Origin of the sequence: Pseudomonas sp. GL-R-19, assembly GCF_019956375.1 — a bacterium.
Classification (GTDB): domain Bacteria; phylum Pseudomonadota; class Gammaproteobacteria; order Pseudomonadales; family Pseudomonadaceae; genus Aquipseudomonas.
On record NZ_JAHBDJ010000017.1, the window covers coordinates 49,632 to 72,588 of the forward strand.

Below are 22,957 nucleotides of genomic sequence, written 5' to 3' on the forward strand. Positions count from 1 at the left end.
CACCTGCCGAGGAGATTGAAAATGGCCTACGATTTTGACCTTTATGTGATTGGTGCCGGTTCTGGCGGTGTGCGGGCGGCGCGGTTTGCTGCCGGGTTCGGCGCAAAAGTGGCTGTGGCCGAGAGTCGCTACCTGGGCGGCACCTGTGTAAACGTCGGCTGCGTGCCGAAAAAATTGCTGGTCTATGGTGCGCACTTTGCCGAAGACTTCGAGCAGGCATCCGGTTTTGGCTGGGGCCTGGATGAAGCGCAGTTCGACTGGCCGACATTGATCGCCAACAAGGACCGCGAGATCAATCGCCTCAATGGCATTTATCGCAACCTGTTGGTCAACAGCGGCGTGACCTTGCATGAAGGTCACGCGAAGATCGTCGACCCGCATCAGGTCGAGATCAATGGCGAGCGCTTTACCGCCAAAAATATCCTGATCGCTACCGGCGGCTGGCCGCAGATTCCGGAGATCCCGGGGCACGAGCATGCCATCAGTTCCAACCAGGCGTTCTTCCTCAAGGAGCTGCCCAAGCGAGTGTTGGTGGTGGGCGGTGGCTATATTGCGGTCGAGTTTGCCGGAATCTTCCACGGCTTGGGTGCGCTAACCACGCTGTTGTATCGCGGCGAATTGTTCCTGCGCGGCTTCGACGGTTCCGTGCGCAAGCATTTGCAGGAAGAGTTGACCAAGCGCGGCATGGACCTGCAATTCAACGCGGACATCGAGCGCATCGACAAGCAGGTCGACGGCAGCCTGAAAGTCACGCTCAAGGATGGTCGCCAACTGGAAGCCGATTGCGTGTTCTATGCCACGGGTCGTCGTCCGATGCTGGACAATCTCGGGCTGGAAAACACGGAGGTCAAACTCGACAGGAAAGGCTTCGTCGAGGTCGATGAGCTGTATCAGACAGCCGAACCGTCGATCCTGGCGCTGGGCGATGTGATCGGTCGTGTTCAGCTGACACCGGTTGCGCTGGCTGAGGGCATGGCGGTGGCGCGACGCCTGTTCAAGCCCGAGCAGTATCGTCCGGTGGATTACAAGATGATCCCGACGGCGGTGTTCAGTCTGCCTAACATCGGCACCGTCGGTTTGACCGAAGAAGAGGCCCGCGAAGCCGGCCACGAGGTGGAGGTCTTCGAAAGCCGCTTCCGGCCGATGAAGCTGACCCTGACCGAATGCCAGGAGCGCACGCTGATGAAACTGGTGGTGGACGCCCGGACCGACAAGGTGTTGGGTTGCCACATGGTCGGCCCGGACGCCGGTGAAATCGTCCAGGGCCTGGCGATTGCCTTGAAGGCCGGCGCCACCAAGCGCCACTTCGACGAAACCATCGGCGTGCACCCGACGGCCGCCGAAGAGTTCGTCACCATGCGTACGCCGCTCGCCGGTTAATCGTCCTTCGCTGCGTCTGCCGCTGCCGCAAGGGTCGCGGCCAGACGCACGCGTTCTTCCAGATCCGTGCGGGTCTTGGCCAAATCCATTTCCAGTGACCTGTTGAGCTGCGACTGCTCATCGACGTTCTGTTTGAGTGCCTGACTTTCCAGCAGGGCGACGCGCAGGCGTTCCTGGAGGAGGGTGCGTTCGCCGTCGACGCGAGTGGTCTGTTCCAGCAACTGATCCTGACGGCTATTGCTTTGCTTGAGCTGTTCTTGCAGCAGGCTCAGCTCTCGCAATGTGCCGCGGTTTTCAGTCAGCAAGCGTTCATTGTCGCGGTGCAACTGGGTGATTTCATCCTGGCGTACCAGCGCGCTTTGTTGGGCCTGACGCAGTTCCATCTGTAGTTGTTGCACCTGGCCTTCGTGGCGACTCATTTCCTGTTCGCGCTGTTCCTTGACCGCATTGCGGTAGTGCTCCAGCGCGTCGCGAGTGTGCAGGTGTTTTTCTTCAAGGGAGCGGATCTGCTCGTCCTTGTCCTTCAAGCGCAATTCGAAATCGGCCAGCGCCTGGTTCAGCCCGGCGTTGCGGGTTTGCTCCGTTTGCAGCGTGGCGCGGGTTTCGTGCAGGGCTTCGGATTCCTGAGTCAGCGCCAGGCTTTGAAATTCGTATTGCTGGTGCAGTTCGCTGTTGGCCTTTTGCGCTTCGCCGAGCTGGTGTTCCAGCGTCTTGCGTTGTTCTTCGTACTGCGTGCGCGCCTGATCGATAGGTTCTTGCGCCTGCTCCTTGAGCCGTTGTGCGAGCCGCGCCACCAGCGCCATCAGTTCGTCGTCGATCGGCTCCGTCGGCGCTTCGACAGGTTCAAACCTGTCATCGAGCTCCTTGAGATAGCGATGGATCGTGGTTTTCGAGCCGGTATTGCCCATCTCGATGCGTACGGCATCGATGCTGGGGTTTTCGCCGCGGGCGAGGATCGCCAACCGAGCGGCTTGAACCACCGCTTTATTTACACCGCCGCGTGCCATGAGATCTCCCGGGTTTTGATGATGTGGTACATACCACGTAAATACACATTGTACCATTCAATCGATAAAGTTAAATACTGAATGCTATTAACACGGGATATACTGGTATTACCCCATGTGAGCGAAGTTTCGAAGTATTCCTCGCGCTAATTCCGTACACAAACCCTGTAGGAGCGAGCTTGCTCGCGAAAAACCTTAGAGCGCTGCGTGCATACAGGCATCCAGCGTCATCGTTAACGATCATCGCGAGCGAGCTCGCTCCTACAGTCGGTCAAAACAGGTTCATTTCCTATGAGCGATCTGGATCGCTATCTGCAGGCTGCGACACGCGACAACACCCGTCGCAGCTATCGCGCGGCCATCGAACACTTTGAGGTGACATGGGGTGGTTTTCTGCCGGCCACCGGCGACAGCGTGGCGCGCTATCTGGTGGCCCATGCCGGTGTGTTGTCGATCAACACGCTGAAACTGCGTTTGTCGGCATTGGCGCAGTGGCACAACAGCCAGGGTTTTGCCGATCCCACCAAGGCGCCGGTGGTGCGTAAGGTGTTCAAGGGCATTCGCGCGCTGCACCCGGCCCAGGAAAAACAAGCCGAACCCTTGCAGCTTCGGCATCTGGAGCAGGTGGTCAGTTGTCTGGAGCTAGAAGTGCAAACCGCCAGGGCCGAAGGCGATCGACCGGGTTTGCTGCGGGCCAGGCGCGACATGGCGTTGATTCTGCTGGGCTTCTGGCGCGGCTTTCGCAGTGACGAGTTGTGCCGGCTTCAGGTTGAACACGTTCAGGCCAGCGCCGGTTCCGGCATCAGCCTCTATTTGCCGCGCAGCAAGAGTGATCGCGACAACCTCGGCAAGACCTATCAGACGCCGGCCTTGCAACGCTTGTGTCCGGTGCAGGCTTATATCGACTGGATTACCGAGGCGGCACTGGTGCGTGGACCGGTGTTCCGCGGCATCGACCGTTGGGGGCATTTGGGTGAGGAGGGATTGCACGCCAACAGTGTGATTCCGTTATTGCGTCAGGCGCTGGCGCGGGCAGGTATCGCCGGCGAGCTTTACACCAGCCACTCCTTGCGTCGCGGGTTTGCCACCTGGGCGCATCAAAGTGGCTGGGATCTGAAGTCGCTGATGAGCTATGTGGGCTGGAAGGACATGAAGTCGGCCATGCGTTACATCGAAGCCAGTCCGTTCCTCGGCATGGCGCGCCTCACGGAAAAGCCCGTGTCGCCCTAGATACCGTTTTCTTCTATTAATACAGCTGGCTAATAGCGAAAGCCAATCAGCAGCATCAGGTTTGCCAATGAGCCTTGCGTTCGTCGAGTGGGTAAAGTTCTCTCCATCAACTTCTTAACCCCTGACGGAGAGTCAACGATGCCTATCATCAACAGCCAAGTTAAACCGTTCAAAGCTGACGCATTCAAAAATGGCGACTTCGTAAAAGTCTCGGACGCTGACCTCAAAGGCAAGTGGTCTGTGGTGTTCTTCTACCCGGCCGACTTCACCTTCGTTTGCCCGACCGAGCTGGAAGACCTGGCTGACAACTACGACGCATTCCAGAAGCTGGGCGTCGAGATCTACAGCGTTTCCACCGATACCCACTTTGCCCACGCTGCCTGGCACAACACTTCGCCAGCCATCGGCAAGATCCAGTACACCATGATCGGCGACCCGACCCACGCTATCTCCCGTAACTTCGACGTGCTGATCGAAGAAGCAGGCCTGGCTGACCGCGGTACCTTCGTGATCAACCCGGAAGGCCAGATCAAGATCGTTGAACTGAACGACGGCGGTGTAGGCCGTGACGCTTCCGAACTGCTGCGCAAAATCAAGGCGGCCCAGTACGTCGCTGCCCACCCTGGCCAGGTTTGCCCAGCCAAGTGGAAAGAAGGCGAGGCCACTCTGGCGCCGTCCCTGGACCTGGTCGGCAAGATCTAAGTCTGTGATCGCTTCATCAGGGCGGAACTCCGCACCTACCCAGTAAGCTGCACCGCCCAATAAAAACGCCCGGGCGAGATTCGCTCGGGCGTTTTTTTGTCTCAAGAATTCAAGGAAATCGCCCGTATGTTGGACGCCAATCTTAAAGCCCAGTTGAAATCGTACCTGGAACGGGTCACCCAGCCGATCGAGATCGTTGCATCCCTCGACGACGGTGCGAAATCCCAGGAAATGCTCGAACTGTTGAAAGACGTTGCCGGTCTTTCCACCCATATTACTTTGCTCGACAACGGTGATGATGCACGCAAACCATCGTTCTCGATCAATCGCCCTGGGGCCGATATCAGTCTGCGTTTCGCCGGCATCCCGATGGGCCATGAATTCACCTCCTTGGTACTGGCCTTGCTGCAAGTCGGCGGTCACCCGTCAAAAGCCAGTGCCGAAGTGATCGAACAGATCCGCTCGCTCAAAGGCGAATTCAGCTTCGAGACCTACTTCTCGCTGTCCTGCCAGAACTGCCCGGACGTGGTCCAGGCGCTGAACCTGATGGCAGTACTGAACCCGAACATTCGCCACGTCGCGATCGACGGCGCGCTGTTCCAGGCCGAAGTCGATGAGCGCCAGATCATGGCGGTGCCAAGCATCTACCTCAATGGCGAGAATTTCGGTCAGGGCCGTATGGGCCTGGAAGAAATCCTCGCCAAAATCGACACCAGCGGCATCGAACGCCAAGCCGAGAAAATCAGCGCCAGGCAAGCCTTTGATGTGCTGGTGGTCGGTGGTGGCCCGGCCGGTGCCTCGGCGGCAATCTACGCGGCCCGTAAAGGCATTCGCACCGGTGTCGCGGCGGAACGTTTTGGTGGGCAGGTGCTGGACACCATGGCCATCGAAAATTTCATTTCGGTGCAGGAAACCGAAGGGCCGAAACTGGCCGTGGCCCTGGAAGAACACGTCAAGCAGTACGACGTCGACATCATGAACCTGCAGCGCGCCGACCAGCTGATTCCTGGCAAAAACGGCGAACTGCATGAAGTCCACTTCGCCAGTGGCGCATCGTTAAAAGCCAAAACCGTGATTCTGGCCACCGGTGCACGGTGGCGTGAAATGAACGTGCCGGGCGAGCAGCAATACCGCAACAAAGGCGTGGCGTACTGCCCGCACTGCGACGGTCCGCTGTTCAAGGGCAAGCGTGTTGCGGTGATTGGCGGCGGTAACTCCGGCGTCGAAGCGGCCATCGACCTGGCCGGTATCGTGTCCCATGTCACGTTGCTGGAATTCGATGTGCAGTTGCGTGCCGATGCGGTATTGCAGCGCAAGTTGCACAGCCTGCCGAACGTCACCGTGATCACCAGTGCTCAAACCACTGAAGTCACCGGCGACGGTCAGAAGGTCAATGGTCTGCGTTACAAGGATCGTCAGAGCGACGAATTGCGCAGTGTGGAACTGGAAGGGATCTTTGTGCAGATCGGTCTGCTGCCCAACACCGATTGGCTCAAAGGCACCATTGAGTTGTCACCCCGTGGCGAGATCATCGTCGATGCTCGCGGTGAAACCTCGGTGCCGGGCGTGTTCGCCGCCGGCGACGTGACCACCGTGCCATACAAGCAAATCGTGATCGCGGTGGGCGAGGGTGCCAAGGCTTCCTTGAGTGCCTTCGATCACTTGATCCGCACTTCTGCCCCGGCATAAACCCCGGCGCTGAAAACACAAAACCCCATGAATGATCATGGGGTTTTTTTGTCTTGCACGTTACTTATGTAGGAGCGAGCTCGCTCGCGATGGTCGTCAGCGATAACGCTGGTGGGCAGGTGCCCCGCGGTGTTCTCAGGTTTATCGCGAGCAAGCTCGCTCCTACAGTGGTGCTGGCTGAATGATCTCGACCCAGTAGGCGTCCGGGTCCTTGATGAATGCCAGGCTCTTCATGCGACCATCGCTCAAGCGTTTCTGGAAATCGCAGCCCAGTGCTTCAAAGCGCTCGCAGGCGGCGACGATGTCCGGTACCGAGATGCAGATATGGCCGAAACCACGGGGGTCGGTGTTGCCATTATGGTAGGCGAAATCCGGGTCGTTCTCGGTGCCATGGTTGTGGGTCAGCTCCAGAACGCCGGGGATCGATTTCATCCACTCGGTGCGCGTGGCAGCATCGGCCGGGATCTGGTTTTTGTCGACCAGCGCCAGGAAATACAGGCTGAACTCGGCTTCCGGGAAGTCGCGTTTTTCCACCAGCGTAAAGCCCAGAATGCGTGTGTAGAAATCCAGGGACCTGGTGATGTCCTTGACCCGCAGCATGGTGTGGTTGAAGACAAACTTCTGCGTGGCGGCGTCCGGTTGGGCGGTGACGCCGGGGAAGGTGTTCAATTCGTGCAGGCTCATGGGCCCTCCGGGAAATATGTGGGCTAACGAATGGCGGCAATGATACGCAAGGGCTCGGACATCACCAAACCCAAACAGTCGGCTATTGCCTGACGGCCGGCCTGGGCCCAGACTTTACGGCTTGATCCGTGAGTGCCCAGTGCAATGATTAGATTCCATAAACTGCTGTTCATTCTGTTAAGCGTGCTTTCGGTGGCTGGCGCTGCGCATGCCGATGCGCCAGTAGTGACCTGGCCGGAAGGTTGGCAGGTCGAAGTCGTGCCTGAATCGGCGTCGGGGGTGAGTCGCCAGCGGGCGGTCAAAAATGATCAGAATGGATCGCCGCTCATGGTGATGGAGCTGACCATGAGTCCGGTGCAAAGCGATCACCAGGTAAACCTCGAAGGCGTATTGCTGGAGATGCGCAAGTCAGTTCAAAAAGACTTCTTTCAGGGCGGGTATCAAAGTGTCTGCACGCGAATTCATGCGACTACGTTGAGTCGACTGGCCGCGCTGGAAACAACCTGTACCGTCACGCAAAACGGCAGGCATGTGCTTTCCCAAACATTGGTGGCCGCGGTGGATGCCGATAAGGCCTATGTTCTTTCCTACGCCGGGCAGGCCGAGGCTTATAAGGCGAGCCAGGATGAAATAGACGCTGCCCGTAACAGCTTGAAACTTTAGTAAGCGACAGTGCTTTTTCGATGCATGAAGAAAATTTTAGATATCCAAATGGATTAAGCACAAAGTTGTTGGCAGTCAGGTAGTTGTCTGGTATCCGCCCCGGGCATTTAGATAGCTCATGAAAAAGCCCTGCATAAGCAGGGCTTTTTTGTCGCCGCGAGAATTAGCCGCGCAGCCAGGAATCAACGGTGGCTGCACCGTACTGTTCTTTCCAGGCTTTCAGGCCGCGGTGGTTGCCGCCCTTGGTTTCAATCAGCTCGCCGGTGTGCGGGTTCTGATAAACCTTGACCACGCGGGCGCGGCGGGTTTTAGGTGCTGCTGCCTGCAGCAGGCCGGATTTTGCCGGGTTGGGATCGAGAATGGCGATGATGTCGCGCAGGCTCTTGCCATAGGTTTTCATCAAGCCCTGGAGCTTCTCTTCGAATTCGATTTCTTTCTTGAGCCCGGCATCGTTCTTCAGGGACTCCAACTGCTTGAGCTGTTCTTGAAGGGCCTTTTCGGCTGCACGAAATTCAGCGAGTCTGGACAATATCTTTACTCCAATAGTGTGTTTGGCTGATACCAACCGCAAACAAAGCTATAAGCCAAGAGCCTTGTAGCGACTCGGTGATAGTGGCTCACCTGTCAATTTAGCGCAGGCATGTAAAATTGTAGTAGTTAATTGGCCAAGAGTAAATCATGTCTTTTTTTTCATGTAACGGCAGTAGTGTTTTGATTCAAATTGGTGCGTGTCATCGTTGTTTTGTCGGTTAAATTCGCGAGTTAACGGTTGCTTAATGCACTAATGAATTCCGCGCCGGGCATGGGTTTGCCGAAAAGATAACCTTGCAGGAAGTTGACTTGATGAGCACTCAGGTAATCACTCTGTTCACGGGTTTCGACACCTTCGGCCACCAGGGCAAGGTCGAGCTTGACCGCCAGTTCGATGATGCTGTCGAGGATGTGGCTGGAGAGTGTGTCGATGCCGATCATGGCGACAAAACTCTGGTCGATTTTCAGGAAATCGACATTGAACTGCCGCAGGTAGCCAAGGCTTGAGTGGCCGGTGCCGAAATCATCGATGGCGATTTTCACGCCCAGTTCGCGAAGTTGCTCGAACAGTTGCAGGGTGATGGCCGTGGGCTCGATCAGTTCGCGCTCGGTCAGTTCCAGCACCAGATGGATCGAGTCCGGCTCGAACGCATCGAGAAACTCGCGACAGTCTTTGACCAGCTCCAGGTCCTGACAATGGCTGGCGGTGATATTGATGCCAATGTGAAACGGTTTGTTGAATCCGGCGGATTGCGGGGCGAGCAGGGCGGCGGTTTGTCGCATCAGCGAGCGGGTCATCGGTACGATCAGCCCGGAGTGCTCGGCAAACGGGATGAACAGGTCCGGACGCACCAGCCCTTCCTTCGGATGTTTCCAGCGCATCAGCACTTCCGCGCCGGACCAGCTTTTGCTGTCGCCATGCACCACGGGCTGGAAATACGGAATGAATTCTTGAGCTTCCAGTGCCCGTTGCATTTCCTGGGTGGGTGCCGATGAGCGTTTTTGCAGGAAGTGACCGATTGACCCGGCAATCACACCGAAGAAAATCAGCAAGCTGAACAATGGTGGGTATTCGTTTCGCATGTATCGCCAGGTTTCGCCTTCGGGAAAGCCGGCTTCCACGGCAAACGCATAGTGCCGGGAGGCCAATCGACTTTGCGCAACGGGCAGGTCCGGCGCGGCGCCCCTGTGAACCTTGCCGTCGGCGGCTATCCAGTCCGGGCCTACTTGCAGCAAGAGCAAGGTCTTGCGGCCGATCAAACGCAGAATATGACTCAAGTGATGACCATAGAGGGTCGTCAGTGCACCTTTTTTTCCTTCGCTCAGGCGGTACACCAGCAAGGCGGTGTCGGGCGTTACCGGATTGCCGTTCATGAGCTGTAACGCGCCCCGGGTGTAGTCACCGGGGTTGACCTTCTCCTGGTATTCGCCGAACAGAGAGCTGCAATAGAGGTTGTCGTTCCACACCAGATTGGTTGAACTCACGAATGGGCGCCGAGTGACCTGCTCGCGCAGGGCCAGACTGACGTCAGCGCAACTTTGGCCCGCCAGTGGCAGCAGTTCATGAGCGGCCTGGGCGCTGTTGTCGAGCATCAAGTCGAACTGGCGAATCGCTTCTTCGGCGGTTTGTTCGGCGTTGTGTTTGAGCGCACGCCCTGCTTGCATGTAAAGAATGGCGGCCCCCAGCAGCACCGGGAGCAATCCACTGATCAGGGTGACAGCCATTCGTGCGCTGCGACTGCGGGTTTTGGCTTTTAGCGGCATTCGCGAATCCTGTCACGAAGAAGTAAGGCTCTCAAAGGCTGGCAGGGCAAAACGCCTCCCATGAAGAGTTCGGGTACGGGCCATGATAGTTGGCCCTTGGCGGTTATGCCGCTCAACGCCAGTCAAGGCTTGCGGCCAGTTTGATAAAGGCCAGCGTCGCGGGTGACGCCTGGCGTCGATCGAGCACCGCCAGGCCGACCTGGCGCAACACTGCCGGCGACAGCGGTTTTTTCACACAGCGGCCGTCAATTTGATTGGGCAATGAACCTTCGGCAACTACCGTCACCCCGTCGCCACGAGCGACGACATCCAGGGTACTCATCAACTGCGAGCAGCGATAACGGATGTTGGGCGTCAGTCGGGCCGCTGAGAACAGGCGTGAAACCAGCTCCGAAGAACCGGCCTCGGTCAGCACAAACGGGAAATCGCACAGGTCCTTCAGGTTCAGGCTGTCGTGAATCGCCAGCGGGTGGTCGGCGGGCAGCAGCGCGACCATCTGGTCTTCGATCAACGCGACCGTGTCGAAACGCTCCTCGGGCAACACCACAAAGCCGATGTCGATCCGTCGTTCCTCCAGCCACTGGAGCACCTGGCGGTCGGGGCCTTCGTCGATATGCACCTCTATGCCGGGATGGGCAGCGCGGAACTGCTGCAGAATCAACGGCAGCAATTTGATCGATGAGGTCGGGCCGAAGGAGCCGATGCGCAGCGTGCCGCGTTTCATGCCCCTTGCATCGGCCGCTTCCTGGCGCAGGGTGTTGGCCAGGCCGAGCATCGTTCGGGCGCGCAGCAATAACTGCTGGCCAATGTCGCTTAACTCGACCCGGGATTGATGGCGGCGCAACAGCTCGACACCCAACTCCAGTTCCAGGGACTTCAAGGCATGGGACACCGCCGATTGGGAAATACCCAGGCGATTGGCTGCTGCCGTGAAGCCTTGGAGTTCGGCCACGAGGGAGAAAATCTCCAGTTGAGTGAGGGTCATGAGTGTTTGCTCATTTTACGATGACTGGGTATTAGCCAAATGATACGTCATCTTTCCAATATCCGGTCCTGGAATCTAATGACGATCTGCGAGCAAACCCTGTCAAAACCCTCGGATCTGCCGGTGTATCTGAAACTGGCGGCGGTCACCATGGTGTGGGGCGGCACCTTCGTCGCCGGGCGTTATCTGGCCGGCGGCCTCAGCCCGTTATTGGCGGCCAGCCTGCGGTTTCTGCTGGCCAGCGTGGCGTTGCTGCTGTTTATACGCATGGCGCGGACGCCGCTGGTCCGGCCCAGCCCCCGGCAATGGCTGCAATTGTTGTTGCTTGGCTTTTTCGGGATCTTTTTCTACAACTTGTGCTTCTTTTACGGCCTGCATTACATCAACGCCTCACGGGCGTCCTTGATCGTGGCGCTGAATCCGGCGGTGATCGGCCTGGCTTCCTGGCTGCTGTTCAAGGAGCGCTTGACCCGGGCCAAGGTCGTCGGCATTGCGATCTGCATGGCAGGCGCGAGCATGGTGATCGTCAGTCGTGACCCGCAACTACTGGCCGGCGGAGCCGATGCCTGGCTCGGCGACTTGCTGATTTTTGGTTGCGTCCTCGGTTGGGGTATCTACTCGCTGTTCTCCAGGGAACTGAACCACAGCCTGGGACCGGTGCAAACCGTGACCTGGTCGATCCTGCTGGGCACCGTCATGCTCTGGATCACCTGCATTGTGCGCGGTGAGGTGAGTGTCGCCGCGATCGCTCAACTCGGTGCGCAGCAATGGATGAGCCTTTTGTACTTGGGCGTGCTGGGGTCGGCGCTGGCTTACATCGCCTACTACGACGGCATCCGCAAAATCGGCGCGACACGTTCCGGGGTGTTCATTGCCTTGAACCCGCTGACGGCGGTTCTCCTTGGCGCGCTGCTGCTGGACGAGCCGCTGACGCTGGCCATGTGTCTGGGCGGCGGGCTGATTCTGGCGGGGATTTTCCTGTGCAATAAACCCCTTGCACGAGCAGGGAAAAAGGGGATTTGATACAGAAGGCGGACAAATTGATTTACGCTGTGTAGAATCGGGTTACGCATACAATAATAATCGTCTTCTGGCAGCAGAAGCCTCGCCCGCAAGAGCCTTGGGTCGACAATGAAGATATTCGGGTTTCAACTGATCTACGGTGACTTTCTCGCCCGCAGCGTGCGGGGCATCTCCTGTGCGCCACCCACCGGTCTCAGCATTGCTTACAACTAACCTTTGTTAATTGATAAAGAATGATGAGGCGCCGACCATGGCAGATTTATACGAAAACCCAATGGGCCTGATGGGCTTTGAATTCATCGAGCTCGCATCGCCAACCCCGAACACCCTGGAGCCGATCTTCGAGATCATGGGCTTCACCAAGGTGGCGACCCACCGTTCCAAGGACGTGCACCTGTATCGCCAGGGCGCGATCAACCTGATCCTCAACAACGAACCCCACAGTGTGGCCTCGTACTTTGCGGCCGAGCACGGCCCGTCGGTGTGCGGCATGGCGTTCCGCGTCAAGGATTCGCAAAAAGCCTACAAGCGCGCCCTGGAACTAGGTGCCCAGCCGATCCACATCGAAACCGGCCCGATGGAGCTGAACCTTCCGGCGATCAAAGGCATCGGTGGTGCGCCGCTGTACCTGATCGACCGTTTCGGCGAGGGCAGCTCGATCTATGACATCGACTTCGTGTTCATCGAAGGCGTTGACCGCCATCCGGTCGGTGCCGGCCTGAAGATCATCGATCACCTGACCCACAACGTGTACCGCGGTCGCATGGCCTACTGGGCCAACTTCTACGAGAAATTGTTCAACTTCCGCGAAATCCGCTACTTCGACATCAAGGGCGAATACACCGGCCTGACCTCCAAGGCCATGACCGCGCCCGATGGCATGATCCGCATTCCGTTGAACGAAGAATCGTCCAAGGGCGCCGGGCAGATCGAAGAGTTCCTGATGCAGTTCAACGGCGAGGGTATCCAGCACGTTGCGTTCCTGTCCGATGACCTGATCAAGACCTGGGACCACCTGAAAAGCATCGGCATGCGCTTCATGACCGCGCCGCCGGAGACCTACTACGAGATGCTCGAAGGCCGTCTGCCGAACCACGGCGAGCCGGTCGGTGAACTGCAAGCGCGGGGCATTTTGCTGGACGGTTCGTCCGAGTCGGGCGACAAGCGCCTGCTGCTGCAGATCTTCTCGGAAACCCTGATGGGACCGGTGTTCTTCGAATTCATCCAGCGCAAGGGCGACGACGGTTTCGGCGAAGGCAATTTCAAGGCACTGTTCGAATCCATCGAGCGTGACCAGGTGCGTCGTGGTGTTCTCTCCACCGACTAATCTGTTGACGCTGTAAAAAACTGTGGGAGCGAGCCTGCTCGCTCCCACATTGTTTTGTGTGTGCTTAAGGCCTGCGCTGCCGCACCAGATGCTTGAACCCTTCGAACATCAGCACCAGCACGGCCATCCAGATCGGGATGTAGGTCAGCCATTCGCCGGACTTGATGCTCTCTCCCAGCAGCAATGCCACTCCCAGCAGCAACACCGGTTCGACGTAGCTCAACAAGCCGAACAGGCTGAACGGCAGCAGGCGGCTGGCAATGATGTAGACCACCAGCGCCGACGCACTGATTACGCCGAGCAGCGGGATCAACAGCGACAACCAGGGATGCTGGTCAAACACAGCGAAACCTTGTGCGCCACTCTGGATGAACCAGAGCGCCACCGGCAGCGTCAATGCCATGTCCAGCCACAAGCCGCCGAGATTGTCCGACGCCAGCCGTTTGCGCAGGATGAAGTAGGCCGGATAGCCAATGCAGACCAGCAAGGTCGCCCAGGAAAAACCACCGACCTGATACACCTCGTTGATCACGCCCAGGCAGGCGAACACCACGGCGATTTTTTGCAGATAAGACAGGCGTTCGCCGTAGGCCAGGCGGCCGGTCAAGACCATGGTCAGCGGCAGCAGGAAATAGCCCAGTGATACGTCGAGGCTGTAGCCATTGAGCGGCGCCCACATGAACAGCCACAGTTGCACGCCGAGCAGGGCAGAGGAGGCGATCAGTGCACCCATCAGTTTCGGGTTGGCAATGGCGCGCCGAACGATCTCCAGCACGCGCTTCCACTCGCCGGACGCCACCATGAACACGGTCATGCACGGCACGGTCAGCAGCATGCGCCAACCGAAGATTTCCACGCCGCTCAAGGGGGTGAGCAGCGACGTGTAGTAATACATGACGGCAAAAAGCACCGAGGCTGAAACTGACAGAGCGATACCTTTAGACAAGCTGTCCTCGCAAGGTTGAAGGTGAAACGGGGGTGGAGGATACGTGGTTTTTCAGACGAATATTGACCGATCAATCAACACTGTCCAACTGTAGGAGCGAGCCTGCTCGCGATGGTGTGTCAGTTGACATCTATGTAGCTGACCCACCATCGCGAGCAAGCTCGCTCCTACAGTGGTTTTGTGATTTTCAGTTATTGCGCGGATTACGCCCCGACACAAAATGGCTCACATCATTGAACCCCGGTGTCGACGCATGCCCCGGCGTCACCAGCGAATCGATGAATGCCTCGTCCTCGGCCGTGATCCTCACCGCCTGCGCCTTAGTGTAGGCGTCCCACTGCGCTTCGGTACGCGGCCCGACAATGGCCGAGGTGACGGCGCTGTTGTTCAGCACCCAGGCAATCGCGAACTCGACGATGCCGACGCCGCGGCCTTGGGTGTACTGCTGGATTTGCTGGGCGATGTGCAGGGACTCGACGCGCCATTCTGTTTCCAGGATGCGTTTATCCTGACGTCCGGCACGGCTGTTGGCGTCCGGTTTCACATCAGGCGCGTATTTGCCGCTGAGCACCCCGCGCGCCAGCGGGCTGTAAGGCACCACGCCCAGACCGTAGTTTTGCGCCGCCGTGATCTGCTCGGTTTCAGCCTGGCGGTTGACGATGTTGTACAGCGGCTGGCTGATCACCGGCCGGTCAACGCCAAGTTTGTCGGCCACGCGAATGACTTCGGCGATGCGCCAGCCACGGTAGTTCGACAGGCCCCAATAACGGATTTTGCCTTGGCGAATCAGATCGCCAATGGCCGAGATCGTGACTTCCAGCGGCGTGTTGTGGTCTTCGCGGTGCAGGTAATAGATGTCGAGGTAATCGGTGCCCAGGCGCGTCAGGCTGTCATCGATGCCGTTGAACAGGTGTTTGCGGCTCAGGCCGCTGCGGTTGGGGACGCCGTCCATGGGGCCGAAGCCGACCTTGGTCGCCAGCACCCATTCATGGCGACGGCTGGCGATGGCCTCGCCGACGATTTCTTCGGAACGGCCGTTGGTGTAGACGTCGGCGGTGTCGATGAAATTGATGCCCTGGTCCCAGGCCTTGTCGATGATCCGCAGGGAATCTTCGGTGCTGGTCTGTTCGCCGAACATCATGGTGCCCAGGGTCAGGGTGGACACCTGCAGACCCGAATGACCCAGCGTGCGATAGCTCATGAGCAAATCCTTTTACCAGTGGGAAAGGCTCAATCAGATACCAGAACGATCGCCGGGAGCAAACGCAAATCTCAAACACACTCGAATCAAACTGTAGGAGCGAGCCTGCTCGCGAAGAACTTCAGGACACCACGTTTATCCAGGATAAACGCGTTATCGTTGACGTCCATCGCGAGCAGGCTCGCTCCTACAGTGGTCAGGTGGTGGTCAGGCGCGCAGGGTACGGGTCATGCGCAACGCCAACAGACTGCCGCAGACAATCACGCCCGCCAGCAGATACAGCGCCGCATCGGTCGAACCGGTGCTGTCCTTGACCCAGCCCACCAGGTACGGGCTGAGGAAGCCGGCCATCTGGCCCATCGAGTTGATCAGCGCCAGGCCACCCGCCGCAGCGCCGGCACTGAGCAGCGCGGTCGGCACCGGCCAGAACATCGGCAGGCCGGTGAGGGCGCCCATGGTGGCGATGGTCAGGCCGAGAATCGCGATGGCCGGGTTGGCGGCGAAGTTCACCGCAATCAGCAGCCCCAGCGCGCCCATCAACATCGGCACCACCAAGTGCCAGCGGCGTTCTTTGCGCAGGTCCGCCGAACGGCCAATCATCAGCATGAAAACGGCGGCTAGCAGGTACGGAATCGCACTGAGCCAGCCGATCACCAGGTTATCGCTGAAGCCCAGGTTCTTGATGATCGACGGCAACCAGAAGTTGATCGCGTACACGCCACTCTGGATGCAGAAGTAGATCAGGCCGAAAGCCCAGATCGGCGGGTTCTTGAACACCGCCAGCAGTGAATCGGACGTGGTTTTCGGTTTGTTGGCCAGATCGATAGCGTGGTCGGCTTCCAATACCGAGCGCTCGAACGGGGTCAGCCATTTGGCATTGGCGTAACTGTCGCTGAGCAGGAAGTAAGCCAGCGCACCGAGGATCACGGTTGGAATGCCTTGCATCAGGAACATCCACTGCCAGCCGGCGAGACCGCCCTGGCCTGCGCCGAAGTGGTTGAGAATCCAGCCGGAGAACGGGCTGCCGAGCAAACCGGATACCGGGATCGCCGACATGAACAGCGCCATGATGCGGCCACGGCGGAAGGTCGGGAACCACTGCGAGAGATACAGCACCACGCCCGGGAAGAAACCGGCTTCGGCAGCGCCGGTGAACAGGCGCAAGGTGTAGAACTCGGTCGGGCTGGTGACGAACAGCAGGCAGGTCGACAACGTGCCCCAGGTGATCATCATCAGTGCAATCCAGCGCCGTGGGCCGAATTTGGTCAGGGCCAGGTTGCTTGGCACACCGCACAGCACGTAACCGATAAAGAAGATGCCGGCACCGAGGCCGTACACGGTTTCGCTGAACTTCAGCGCGTCGAGCATCTGCAGCTTGGCAAATCCAACGTTGACCCGGTCGAGGTAGTTGAACAGGTAGCAGATGAAAATGAAGGGGATCAAACGCAGGGTGATGCGCTTGTAGACGGCGTTTTTGTCGTCAGCGATGGCGTCGGACGCTATGGCGCTCTGTGTCATGGCGGCTCTCTCTTTATTATGATTTTTTGCGATGCAAAGGGTAACGTTGATCGCCCAGAGAGTCTCGACCACCCTCAGGGTGGCTGTCTTTGTGCCTGAGCACAGGGTTTGCAACCAAGGCCTGTGCGGGTGAACAACCCGTTCCACCACCGTCTTCAAGGATCACTTGCATGTTCGAACTCGATCACGACCTGGCCCAGGACATCGTCGACCGGGCGATGGCTATCCTGCCGTACAACGTCAACGTCATGGACAGCCAGGGACTGATCCTGGGCAGCGGCGAGCCGGAGCGGGTCAACACCCGCCATGAAGGCGCGCAACTGGTCCTGGCCAACGGCCGCGTGGTGGAGATCAATGCGCAGACGGCGATTCATCTAAAGGGTGTGCAGCCGGGCATCAACCTGCCGCTGATGCTGGACCAGCGCCTGATCGGCGTCCTGGGCATCACCGGCGAACCCGAGCAACTGCGCACCTACGCCGAACTGGTGCGCATGACCGCCGAGATGCTGGTGGGCCAGCGTAACCAGCAGGCCGAACAGCAATGGCGGCGCCAGCGCTGCGATGATCTGCTGGCGTTGTTGCTCAGCGAAGCCGGGGATGCTCCGCGACTGGTCGATGAAGCGCAGCAGTTGGGCCTCAAGCCACAAATGACCCGGGTGCCGTACTTGTTCGAACTGGGCCTGGAACACGCTCCAGGGCAAACCGTCGAGGCACTCAGTGCCTGGTTGACCAGCCGTCACCCCGACAGTTGGTGCGTGAGCTCGGCCAAAACTTCATTGCTCTGGTGCCGGCCGGCCGGCCAGTCGGTCGATAACGAGCGCTTGCTGGACAAGCTCGATGGCCTTGGCTGGAACATCCTGCGTATCGCCGTGGGTGGGCAAGCCGACGGGCTGGCAGGGTTGCGCCGCTGCTATCGCCGGGTCGGTGACTTGCTGGCCTACGGACGCGAGGTGTTGCCGCGCTCCCGATTGCTGACGCTGAACCGCTATCGGCTGCCAGTGATGCTCTGGCGACACCGCAATGACGACGCCCTCGACGAATTGCTCAACCCGCTGCGCAAGGTCATTGCCAAGGACAGCAACGGCCAGTTGCTGGCGACCCTGCGCAGCTGGTGCGAACACGACGGCCAGAGCCAGGCCTGCGCCGATGCACTGGGCATTCATCGCAACAGCCTGCGTTATCGGATGGAGCGGATTGCCGAGCTGAGCGGGGTTGACCCGTTGCGCCTGGATGGGATGCTGGCGTTGTATCTCGGCGTCCAACTCCTCCCGCAAACCGACGCAGCTCCTACAGGGGAGGTGTGAATGCCGGTTTGTGGAAATGAACAATAATCCTCATCGGCGCTTGTGCAGCGGACCGGCGTTATTGTTCATGGCGGCTGGCAGCATGTGGAGATTGGAACTGGAGAATTCCCATGAAAATCGTGATCGCCCCCGATTCGTTCAAGGACAGCCTCAGCGCTCAAGGCGTGGCCGACGCCATTGCATTGGGATTGGCGCAAGTCTGGCCTGATGCCCAGCTGATCAAATGCCCGATGGCCGACGGCGGGGAAGGGACTGTCGAGTCGATTCTTGCCGCCTGCGAAGGCGAACAGCGCCGCACCGTGGTTCGCGGGCCGCTGGGTACAACGGTGGATGCCGCCTGGGGCTGGTTGCCGCAGAGCCACACCGCGATCATCGAAATGGCCGAGGCCAGCGGTTTGCAGTTGGTCCCGGTGGCGCAACGGGATGCGTGCATCAGCAGCACTTTCGGTACCGGGCAATTGATTCGCGCCGCGCTGGATGCCGGTGCTCAACGGGTGATCCTGGCGATTGGCGGCAGTGCGACCAATGACGGCGGCGCCGGTGCCATGCAAGCCCTGGGCGTGAAACTGCTGGATGCCCGGGGGCAGACGCTGTCACCGGGCGGCCTCGCCCTTGGGCAATTGGCCCACGTCGATCTGAGTGACATGGATCCGCGTCTGGCGCCGGTACGCTTCGACATCGCCGCCGACGTCAACAACCCGTTGTGCGGTCCCCACGGCGCTTCGGAGATTTTCGGCCCGCAAAAAGGCGCCTCGCCGGCGCAGGTCGAACAACTGGACTGTGCCCTGGGGCACTTTGCCGACCATTGCGCGACAGCCTTGGGCAAGGATGTCCGTGACGAGCCGGGCAGTGGCGCGGCGGGTGGCCTGGGTTTTGCCGCCAAAGCGTTCCTGGGGGCGCAGTTCAAGGCCGGGGTCGAGGTGGTTGCCGAGCTCGTGGGCCTGGCCGAGGCGGTTGCAGGCGCCGATCTGGTGATCACCGGGGAAGGGCGCTTCGATGCGCAAACCCTGCGCGGCAAGACGCCGTTTGGTGTGGCGCGTGTCGCCAGCCAGCAAGGCGTGCCGGTCATCGTCATTGCCGGCACCCTGGGCGACGGTTATCAGGCGCTCTATGAGCATGGCATCGACGCTGCGTTTGCCCTGGCGAGTGGGCCGATGACCCTGGACCAGGCCTGTGCCGAGGCGCCGCGCTTGCTGCGTGAGCGGGCGACCGACATCGCTCGCGTCTGGCGGATGGCCGTTCGCTGCGGCTGAGGGTTTTTCACAAAAGCCCTGATGGGAGTTTTGGCGGTGGAATTGAACGCCATGGTGGCGTGTTTCGCGATTTGAGATAGGGTTGAGGCTTGGAGCACCCGCGCGACAGGAGACAAACATGCGCTATTCAGCCTTGACCCAACGAATCGCCGGTGACGGAGCGGCGGCCTGGCAGATTCACGATCGAGCGCTGCAATTGCGCGAACAGGGTGTCGACGTCCTGCTGCTGTCAATTGGCGATCCCGACTTCGATACGCCGCAACCCATTGTCCAGGCGGCTATCGCCAGCCTGTTGGCCGGTGACACGCACTATCCTGAAGTGCGCGGCAGTCGGGGGCTGCGCGACAGCATTGCCCGCCGGCAGCGCCAACGCAGCGGTCAGGCGGTGGATGCCGGGCATGTGATCGTCTTTCCAGGCGCGCAGTGCGCGGTGTATTCGGTGGCGCAATGCCTGCTCGATCCGGGCGATGAAGTGATCGTCGCCGAGCCAATGTACGTGACCTATGAAGGTGTGATCGGCGCGTGTGCGGCCACAGTGGTCCCGGTGCCAGTGCGTCCGCAGAACGGGTTTCGCGTCGACCCGGCGGATGTCGCGGCACGGATCACGCCAAGGACTCGCGCCATCCTGCTCAATAGTCCGAACAATCCATCCGGCGCCAGTTTGTCACTGGCGATCTGGCAGGAGCTGGCGGCGCTGTGCATTCGTCACGATTTGTGGCTGATCAGCGACGAGGTCTACAGCGATCTGCTGTACGAGGGCGAGCACATCAGCCCCGCGAGCCTGCCTGGCATGGCCGAACGGACGGCGACGATCAACAGCCTGTCCAAGTCCCACGCCATGAGCGGTTGGCGGGTGGGCTGGGTGATCGGGCCCAAACCCATGGCCGGACACCTGGTCAATCTGTCGCTGAGCATGTTGTTCGGTATCCCGGATTTCGTGCAGAACGCCGCGCAGCTGGCGTTGGACCGTGACCTGCCGGAAGTGGCCTCGATGCGCGAAGAGTATCGCCAGCGTCGTGACCTGGTGTGTGCAAGTCTGGGCCAATGTCCGGGCCTCAAGCCGATTCGTCCGGATGGCGGAATGTTCGTGATGGTCGATGTACGCCAGACCGGGTTGTCGGCCCAGCGCTTCGCCGAACGGCTGCTGGAGGGCCATGGCGTCTCGGTGCTGGCCGGCGAAGCGTTCGGGCCGAGCGCGGCGGGGCATATCCGCATTGGGTTGGTGGTGGATCAGATGAAGCTGGCCGATGCCTGTCGGCGAATTGCATTGTGTGCGACAAATTTGCTGGAGGCGCGGCGGGCCTGATCGCCACAGCAAAAGATCGCAGCCTGCGGCAGCTCCTACAGGATTGATGTCCATCCACAAAACTGCGGTGAACCCGGTCCATGCAGGAGCTGCCGCAGGCTGCGATCTTTTGATCTTCAGCCTTTCCAAACTCCAGGATTCACCAAGTTCACAGGCCGCTCACCCGCCAGCGCCGCCAGCAGATTGTCCACCGCACACCGGGCCATTGCCTCGCGCGTCTCATGGGTCGCCGAGCCAATGTGTGGTGTCGCCACGACGTTATCCAACTGCAACAACGGCGAGTCCTGGTTCAATGGTTCGCGTTCGAATACGTCCAGCCCCGCCGCGCGAATCTGGCCCGTGCGCAAGGCTTCTATCATTGCCATTTCGTCGACCACCTTGCCCCGGGAAATGTTGATGAAGATGCTTTCGGGCCGCATCAGCGCAAACTCCTCTGCACCGATCAGCCCTTCGGTTTCAGCGGTCAGCGGCAACGTCAGGCATATGAAATCCGCCTGTTGCAACAGCGCGGTCAGACTGCGGTACTGCGCGTTGAACCGCTGTTCCACCGCCGGTTTCGGCGAATGGCTGTGATAAATCACCGGCATGCCGAAACCGAAGTGCCCGCGCTGGGCCAGCGCCTCGCCAATGCGACCCATGCCAATGATGCCCAGGGTTTTACCGTGCACGTCGCTGCCGAAATGCGTGGGGCCGATGTTGCGGGTCCAATTGCCTTCGCGAATCATGTTTGCCAATTCCACGACGCGCCGGGCCGTTGCCAGGATCAGCGCGAAACCCGTGTCGGCGGTGGTTTCTGTCAATACATCCGGCGTATTGCTGAGCAGGATGCGCCGCTCGGTCAGGTAGTCGACGTCGTAGTTATCGACACCCACCGAGACGCTGGCAATGGCTTGGAGGTTGGGTGCCAGATCGAGCAGTTCGGCATCCAGTTTCAGGCTGGCACCCAGCAAGCCGTGGGCGCGGGGCAGGGCATCGCGCAGTTTGCCCAGGCCCTCGGCATCAAGGCTTTCGATCAGCGTCACTTCGGTCTGCTCGTGCAGGCGAGCCATCAGCAGCGGCGAGAGTTTCTTGTACAGGACGACCTGCTTTTTCATCTTCGAGATCTCAACTTCAATTCAGGAATGTGCCGTGGCGGTGCGCGTTACCGTGGCCGCGGGCCGCTCCCGATCGCTGGCGCCGGGCTTGAGGAGAATGGTCAGCAGCACCGAGAACATCAGCGCGCCGCTCATCAACAGGTACGAGGCGGCGGGCGAGCCGGTGGAGCTGTTCAGGTAACCGACCAGATAGGAACCGCCAAAGGAACCCAGGGCGCCCATGCTGTTGATCAGCGCCATGGCGCCGCCCGCAACGTTGGCCGGGAGGATCTCCGGAATGATTGCGAAGAACGGTCCGTAAGGCGCGTACATGCAGGCGCCGGCAATCACCAGCAGGGTGTAGGACCACCAGAAGTGTTCGGCACCCAAGGCGTAGGAACCATAGAAGGCAATCGAAGCAATCAGAAGTGGCGGCCAGACGAAACGTTTACGTTTTTGCAGTTTGTCCGAACCCCAGGACACCAGCAGCATGCCGATCACCGCGGCCAGGTACGGCAGCGCCGACAGCCAGCCGGCCTGAATCATGTCCATTTGCGCGCCGGCCTTGAGGATTGATGGCAGCCACAACACGAAACCGTACACGCCAATGCTCCAGCAGAAAAACTGCAGGGCCAGGATGATCACTTTGGGTGAGCGGAACGCTTCGGCGTAGTTCTTCACGGCCTTGATGCCGACCTGTTCGGCGGCCAGTGCGCTTTCCAGGTCCTGTTTTTCCTGATCGTTGAGCCACTTGGCTTGTGACGGGCGATCATCGGCCAGGCGCCACCAGATGAATGCCCACAACACCGCTGGCAAACCTTCGACGATGAACATCCAACGCCAGCTGTAGTGTTGCACCAGATAGCCCGAGACCACCGACATCCAGAGCATGGTCACCGGGTTGCCGAGGATCAGGAAGGTGTTGGCCCGCGAGCGTTCGGCGCGGGTGAACCAGTGGCACAGGTAGATCAGCATCGCCGGCATCACTGCCGCTTCGACCACGCCGAGCATGAAGCGGATGACGATCAGCCAGTAGGCGTTGGAGACGATCCCGGTCAACGTCGCCAAGCCGCCCCAGAGGATCAGGCTGACGAAAATCAGCTTCTTCACGCTGTGTTTCTGCGCGTAGATCGCGCCGGGTACCTGGAAGAAAAAGTAGCCGAGGAAGAACAGCGCGCCGAGCATCGACGACAGGCCTGGTGTGATCATCAGGTCGGCCGCCATGCCGGATGCGGCGGCGAACCCATAGTTGGCGCGATCCAGATACGCCAGGCTATAGGTGATGAACACGATGGGCATGATGTACCACCAGCGGCGGGTGGCGAGCGTTGCGGTTTTCATGGTGGTGCTCCTGAGCTTGTTGTTTTTGTC

20 protein-coding genes and 1 pseudogene are annotated in these 22,957 nt (G+C 59.5%); 10 read left to right on the forward strand and 11 right to left on the reverse strand.

Annotated features, from left to right (window positions below; genetic code table 11):
- Positions 1 to 21 precede the first annotated feature (21 nt).
- Complete coding sequence (gene gorA / locus KGA83_RS10575) at positions 22 to 1,380, forward strand: glutathione-disulfide reductase (protein WP_223529668.1); 1,359 nt, start codon at positions 22 to 24, stop codon at positions 1,378 to 1,380.
- Here gorA and KGA83_RS10580 read toward each other — a convergent pair.
- Positions 1,377 to 2,387: a DNA-binding protein gene (locus KGA83_RS10580; protein WP_115947956.1), complete on the reverse strand. Its 1,011-nt coding sequence runs from the start codon at positions 2,385 to 2,387 to the stop codon at positions 1,377 to 1,379. The two genes, gorA and KGA83_RS10580, sit on opposite strands and share 4 nt — an antisense overlap.
- Positions 2,388 to 2,547: 160 nt before the next feature.
- A pseudogene (locus KGA83_RS10585) lies at positions 2,548 to 2,631 on the reverse strand (outer membrane lipoprotein carrier protein LolA); the annotation flags it as partial.
- Between the two features lie 47 nt (positions 2,632 to 2,678).
- Between KGA83_RS10585 and KGA83_RS10590 the strand changes: the two are divergent.
- From KGA83_RS10590 to ahpF, 3 genes are all read left to right on the forward strand, one after another.
- The gene (locus tag KGA83_RS10590) at positions 2,679 to 3,617 is read left to right on the forward strand and encodes a site-specific integrase (protein ID WP_115947957.1); all 939 of its coding nucleotides are present in this window, start codon (positions 2,679 to 2,681) and stop codon (positions 3,615 to 3,617) included.
- 138 nt (positions 3,618 to 3,755) lie between these two features.
- Positions 3,756 to 4,319: an alkyl hydroperoxide reductase subunit C gene (gene ahpC / locus KGA83_RS10595; protein WP_007975937.1), complete on the forward strand. Its 564-nt coding sequence runs from the start codon at positions 3,756 to 3,758 to the stop codon at positions 4,317 to 4,319.
- 126 nt (positions 4,320 to 4,445) lie between these two features.
- Positions 4,446 to 6,008, forward strand: a complete 1,563-nt coding sequence (ahpF, locus tag KGA83_RS10600) for an alkyl hydroperoxide reductase subunit F (protein ID WP_223529670.1) — start codon at positions 4,446 to 4,448, stop codon at positions 6,006 to 6,008.
- A gap of 162 nt (positions 6,009 to 6,170) precedes the next feature.
- Here the strand turns inward: ahpF and gloA are convergent, their stop codons facing one another.
- Positions 6,171 to 6,692, reverse strand: coding sequence for a lactoylglutathione lyase (gene gloA, locus KGA83_RS10605; protein ID WP_108217436.1), 522 nt, complete (start codon positions 6,690 to 6,692; stop codon positions 6,171 to 6,173).
- A gap of 144 nt (positions 6,693 to 6,836) precedes the next feature.
- Here gloA and KGA83_RS10610 point away from each other — a divergent pair, with 144 nt between their 5' ends.
- Positions 6,837 to 7,355, forward strand: a complete 519-nt coding sequence (locus tag KGA83_RS10610; protein ID WP_108217437.1) for a DUF4946 domain-containing protein — start codon at positions 6,837 to 6,839, stop codon at positions 7,353 to 7,355.
- Between the two features lie 163 nt (positions 7,356 to 7,518).
- Here KGA83_RS10610 and KGA83_RS10615 read toward each other — a convergent pair whose 3' ends face one another.
- The 3 genes from KGA83_RS10615 to KGA83_RS10625 form a co-directional block, all read right to left on the reverse strand.
- Positions 7,519 to 7,884, reverse strand: a complete 366-nt coding sequence (locus KGA83_RS10615) for a histone-like nucleoid-structuring protein, MvaT/MvaU family (protein WP_008051761.1) — start codon at positions 7,882 to 7,884, stop codon at positions 7,519 to 7,521.
- 233 nt (positions 7,885 to 8,117) lie between these two features.
- Positions 8,118 to 9,650, reverse strand: coding sequence for an EAL domain-containing protein (locus KGA83_RS10620; RefSeq protein ID WP_223529671.1), 1,533 nt, complete (start codon positions 9,648 to 9,650; stop codon positions 8,118 to 8,120).
- Between the two features lie 112 nt (positions 9,651 to 9,762).
- Positions 9,763 to 10,635: a LysR family transcriptional regulator gene (locus KGA83_RS10625; protein ID WP_223529673.1), complete on the reverse strand. Its 873-nt coding sequence runs from the start codon at positions 10,633 to 10,635 to the stop codon at positions 9,763 to 9,765.
- A gap of 78 nt (positions 10,636 to 10,713) precedes the next feature.
- Between KGA83_RS10625 and KGA83_RS10630 the strand changes: the two genes are divergently transcribed.
- Both KGA83_RS10630 and hppD read left to right on the forward strand, forming a co-directional pair.
- Positions 10,714 to 11,658: a DMT family transporter gene (locus KGA83_RS10630; RefSeq protein WP_223529675.1), complete on the forward strand. Its 945-nt coding sequence runs from the start codon at positions 10,714 to 10,716 to the stop codon at positions 11,656 to 11,658.
- A 250-nt stretch (positions 11,659 to 11,908) separates the two neighbouring features.
- On the forward strand, positions 11,909 to 12,985 hold the full coding sequence (gene hppD / locus KGA83_RS10635; protein WP_095966635.1) for a 4-hydroxyphenylpyruvate dioxygenase: 1,077 nt from the start codon (positions 11,909 to 11,911) through the stop codon (positions 12,983 to 12,985).
- Between the two features lie 64 nt (positions 12,986 to 13,049).
- Here hppD and rarD read toward each other — a convergent pair whose 3' ends face one another.
- From rarD to KGA83_RS10650, 3 genes are all read right to left on the reverse strand, one after another.
- A complete protein-coding gene (gene rarD / locus KGA83_RS10640; protein WP_108217441.1) occupies positions 13,050 to 13,931 on the reverse strand; it encodes an EamA family transporter RarD in 882 nt (293 codons plus the stop codon).
- Between the two features lie 187 nt (positions 13,932 to 14,118).
- Positions 14,119 to 15,132 (reverse strand): aldo/keto reductase, encoded by a 1,014-nt coding sequence (locus tag KGA83_RS10645; protein WP_223529677.1) that lies wholly within the window; start codon positions 15,130 to 15,132, stop codon positions 14,119 to 14,121.
- A gap of 207 nt (positions 15,133 to 15,339) precedes the next feature.
- Positions 15,340 to 16,650, reverse strand: a complete 1,311-nt coding sequence (locus KGA83_RS10650) for an MFS transporter (protein ID WP_223529679.1) — start codon at positions 16,648 to 16,650, stop codon at positions 15,340 to 15,342.
- Between the two features lie 170 nt (positions 16,651 to 16,820).
- Here KGA83_RS10650 and KGA83_RS10655 point away from each other — a divergent pair, with 170 nt between their 5' ends.
- The 3 genes from KGA83_RS10655 to KGA83_RS10665 all read left to right on the forward strand — a co-directional run bounded on the left by KGA83_RS10655 (position 16,821) and on the right by KGA83_RS10665 (position 20,513).
- Positions 16,821 to 17,954 carry a sugar diacid recognition domain-containing protein gene (locus KGA83_RS10655; RefSeq protein WP_223529681.1) on the forward strand — a complete coding sequence of 378 codons (1,134 nt, stop codon included), beginning with the start codon at positions 16,821 to 16,823 and terminating at the stop codon, positions 17,952 to 17,954.
- A gap of 110 nt (positions 17,955 to 18,064) precedes the next feature.
- On the forward strand, positions 18,065 to 19,207 hold the full coding sequence (locus tag KGA83_RS10660; protein ID WP_223529683.1) for a glycerate kinase: 1,143 nt from the start codon (positions 18,065 to 18,067) through the stop codon (positions 19,205 to 19,207).
- A 118-nt stretch (positions 19,208 to 19,325) separates the two neighbouring features.
- Positions 19,326 to 20,513 (forward strand): pyridoxal phosphate-dependent aminotransferase, encoded by a 1,188-nt coding sequence (locus KGA83_RS10665; protein WP_108217446.1) that lies wholly within the window; start codon positions 19,326 to 19,328, stop codon positions 20,511 to 20,513.
- A gap of 116 nt (positions 20,514 to 20,629) precedes the next feature.
- On the opposite strand, the gene KGA83_RS10670 is transcribed toward KGA83_RS10665, so the two are convergent.
- Positions 20,630 to 21,607, reverse strand: coding sequence for a 2-hydroxyacid dehydrogenase (locus KGA83_RS10670; RefSeq protein ID WP_223529685.1), 978 nt, complete (start codon positions 21,605 to 21,607; stop codon positions 20,630 to 20,632).
- Between the two features lie 21 nt (positions 21,608 to 21,628).
- On the reverse strand, positions 21,629 to 22,927 hold the full coding sequence (locus KGA83_RS10675; protein WP_108217448.1) for an MFS transporter: 1,299 nt from the start codon (positions 22,925 to 22,927) through the stop codon (positions 21,629 to 21,631).
- Positions 22,928 to 22,957: the final 30 nt, after the last annotated feature.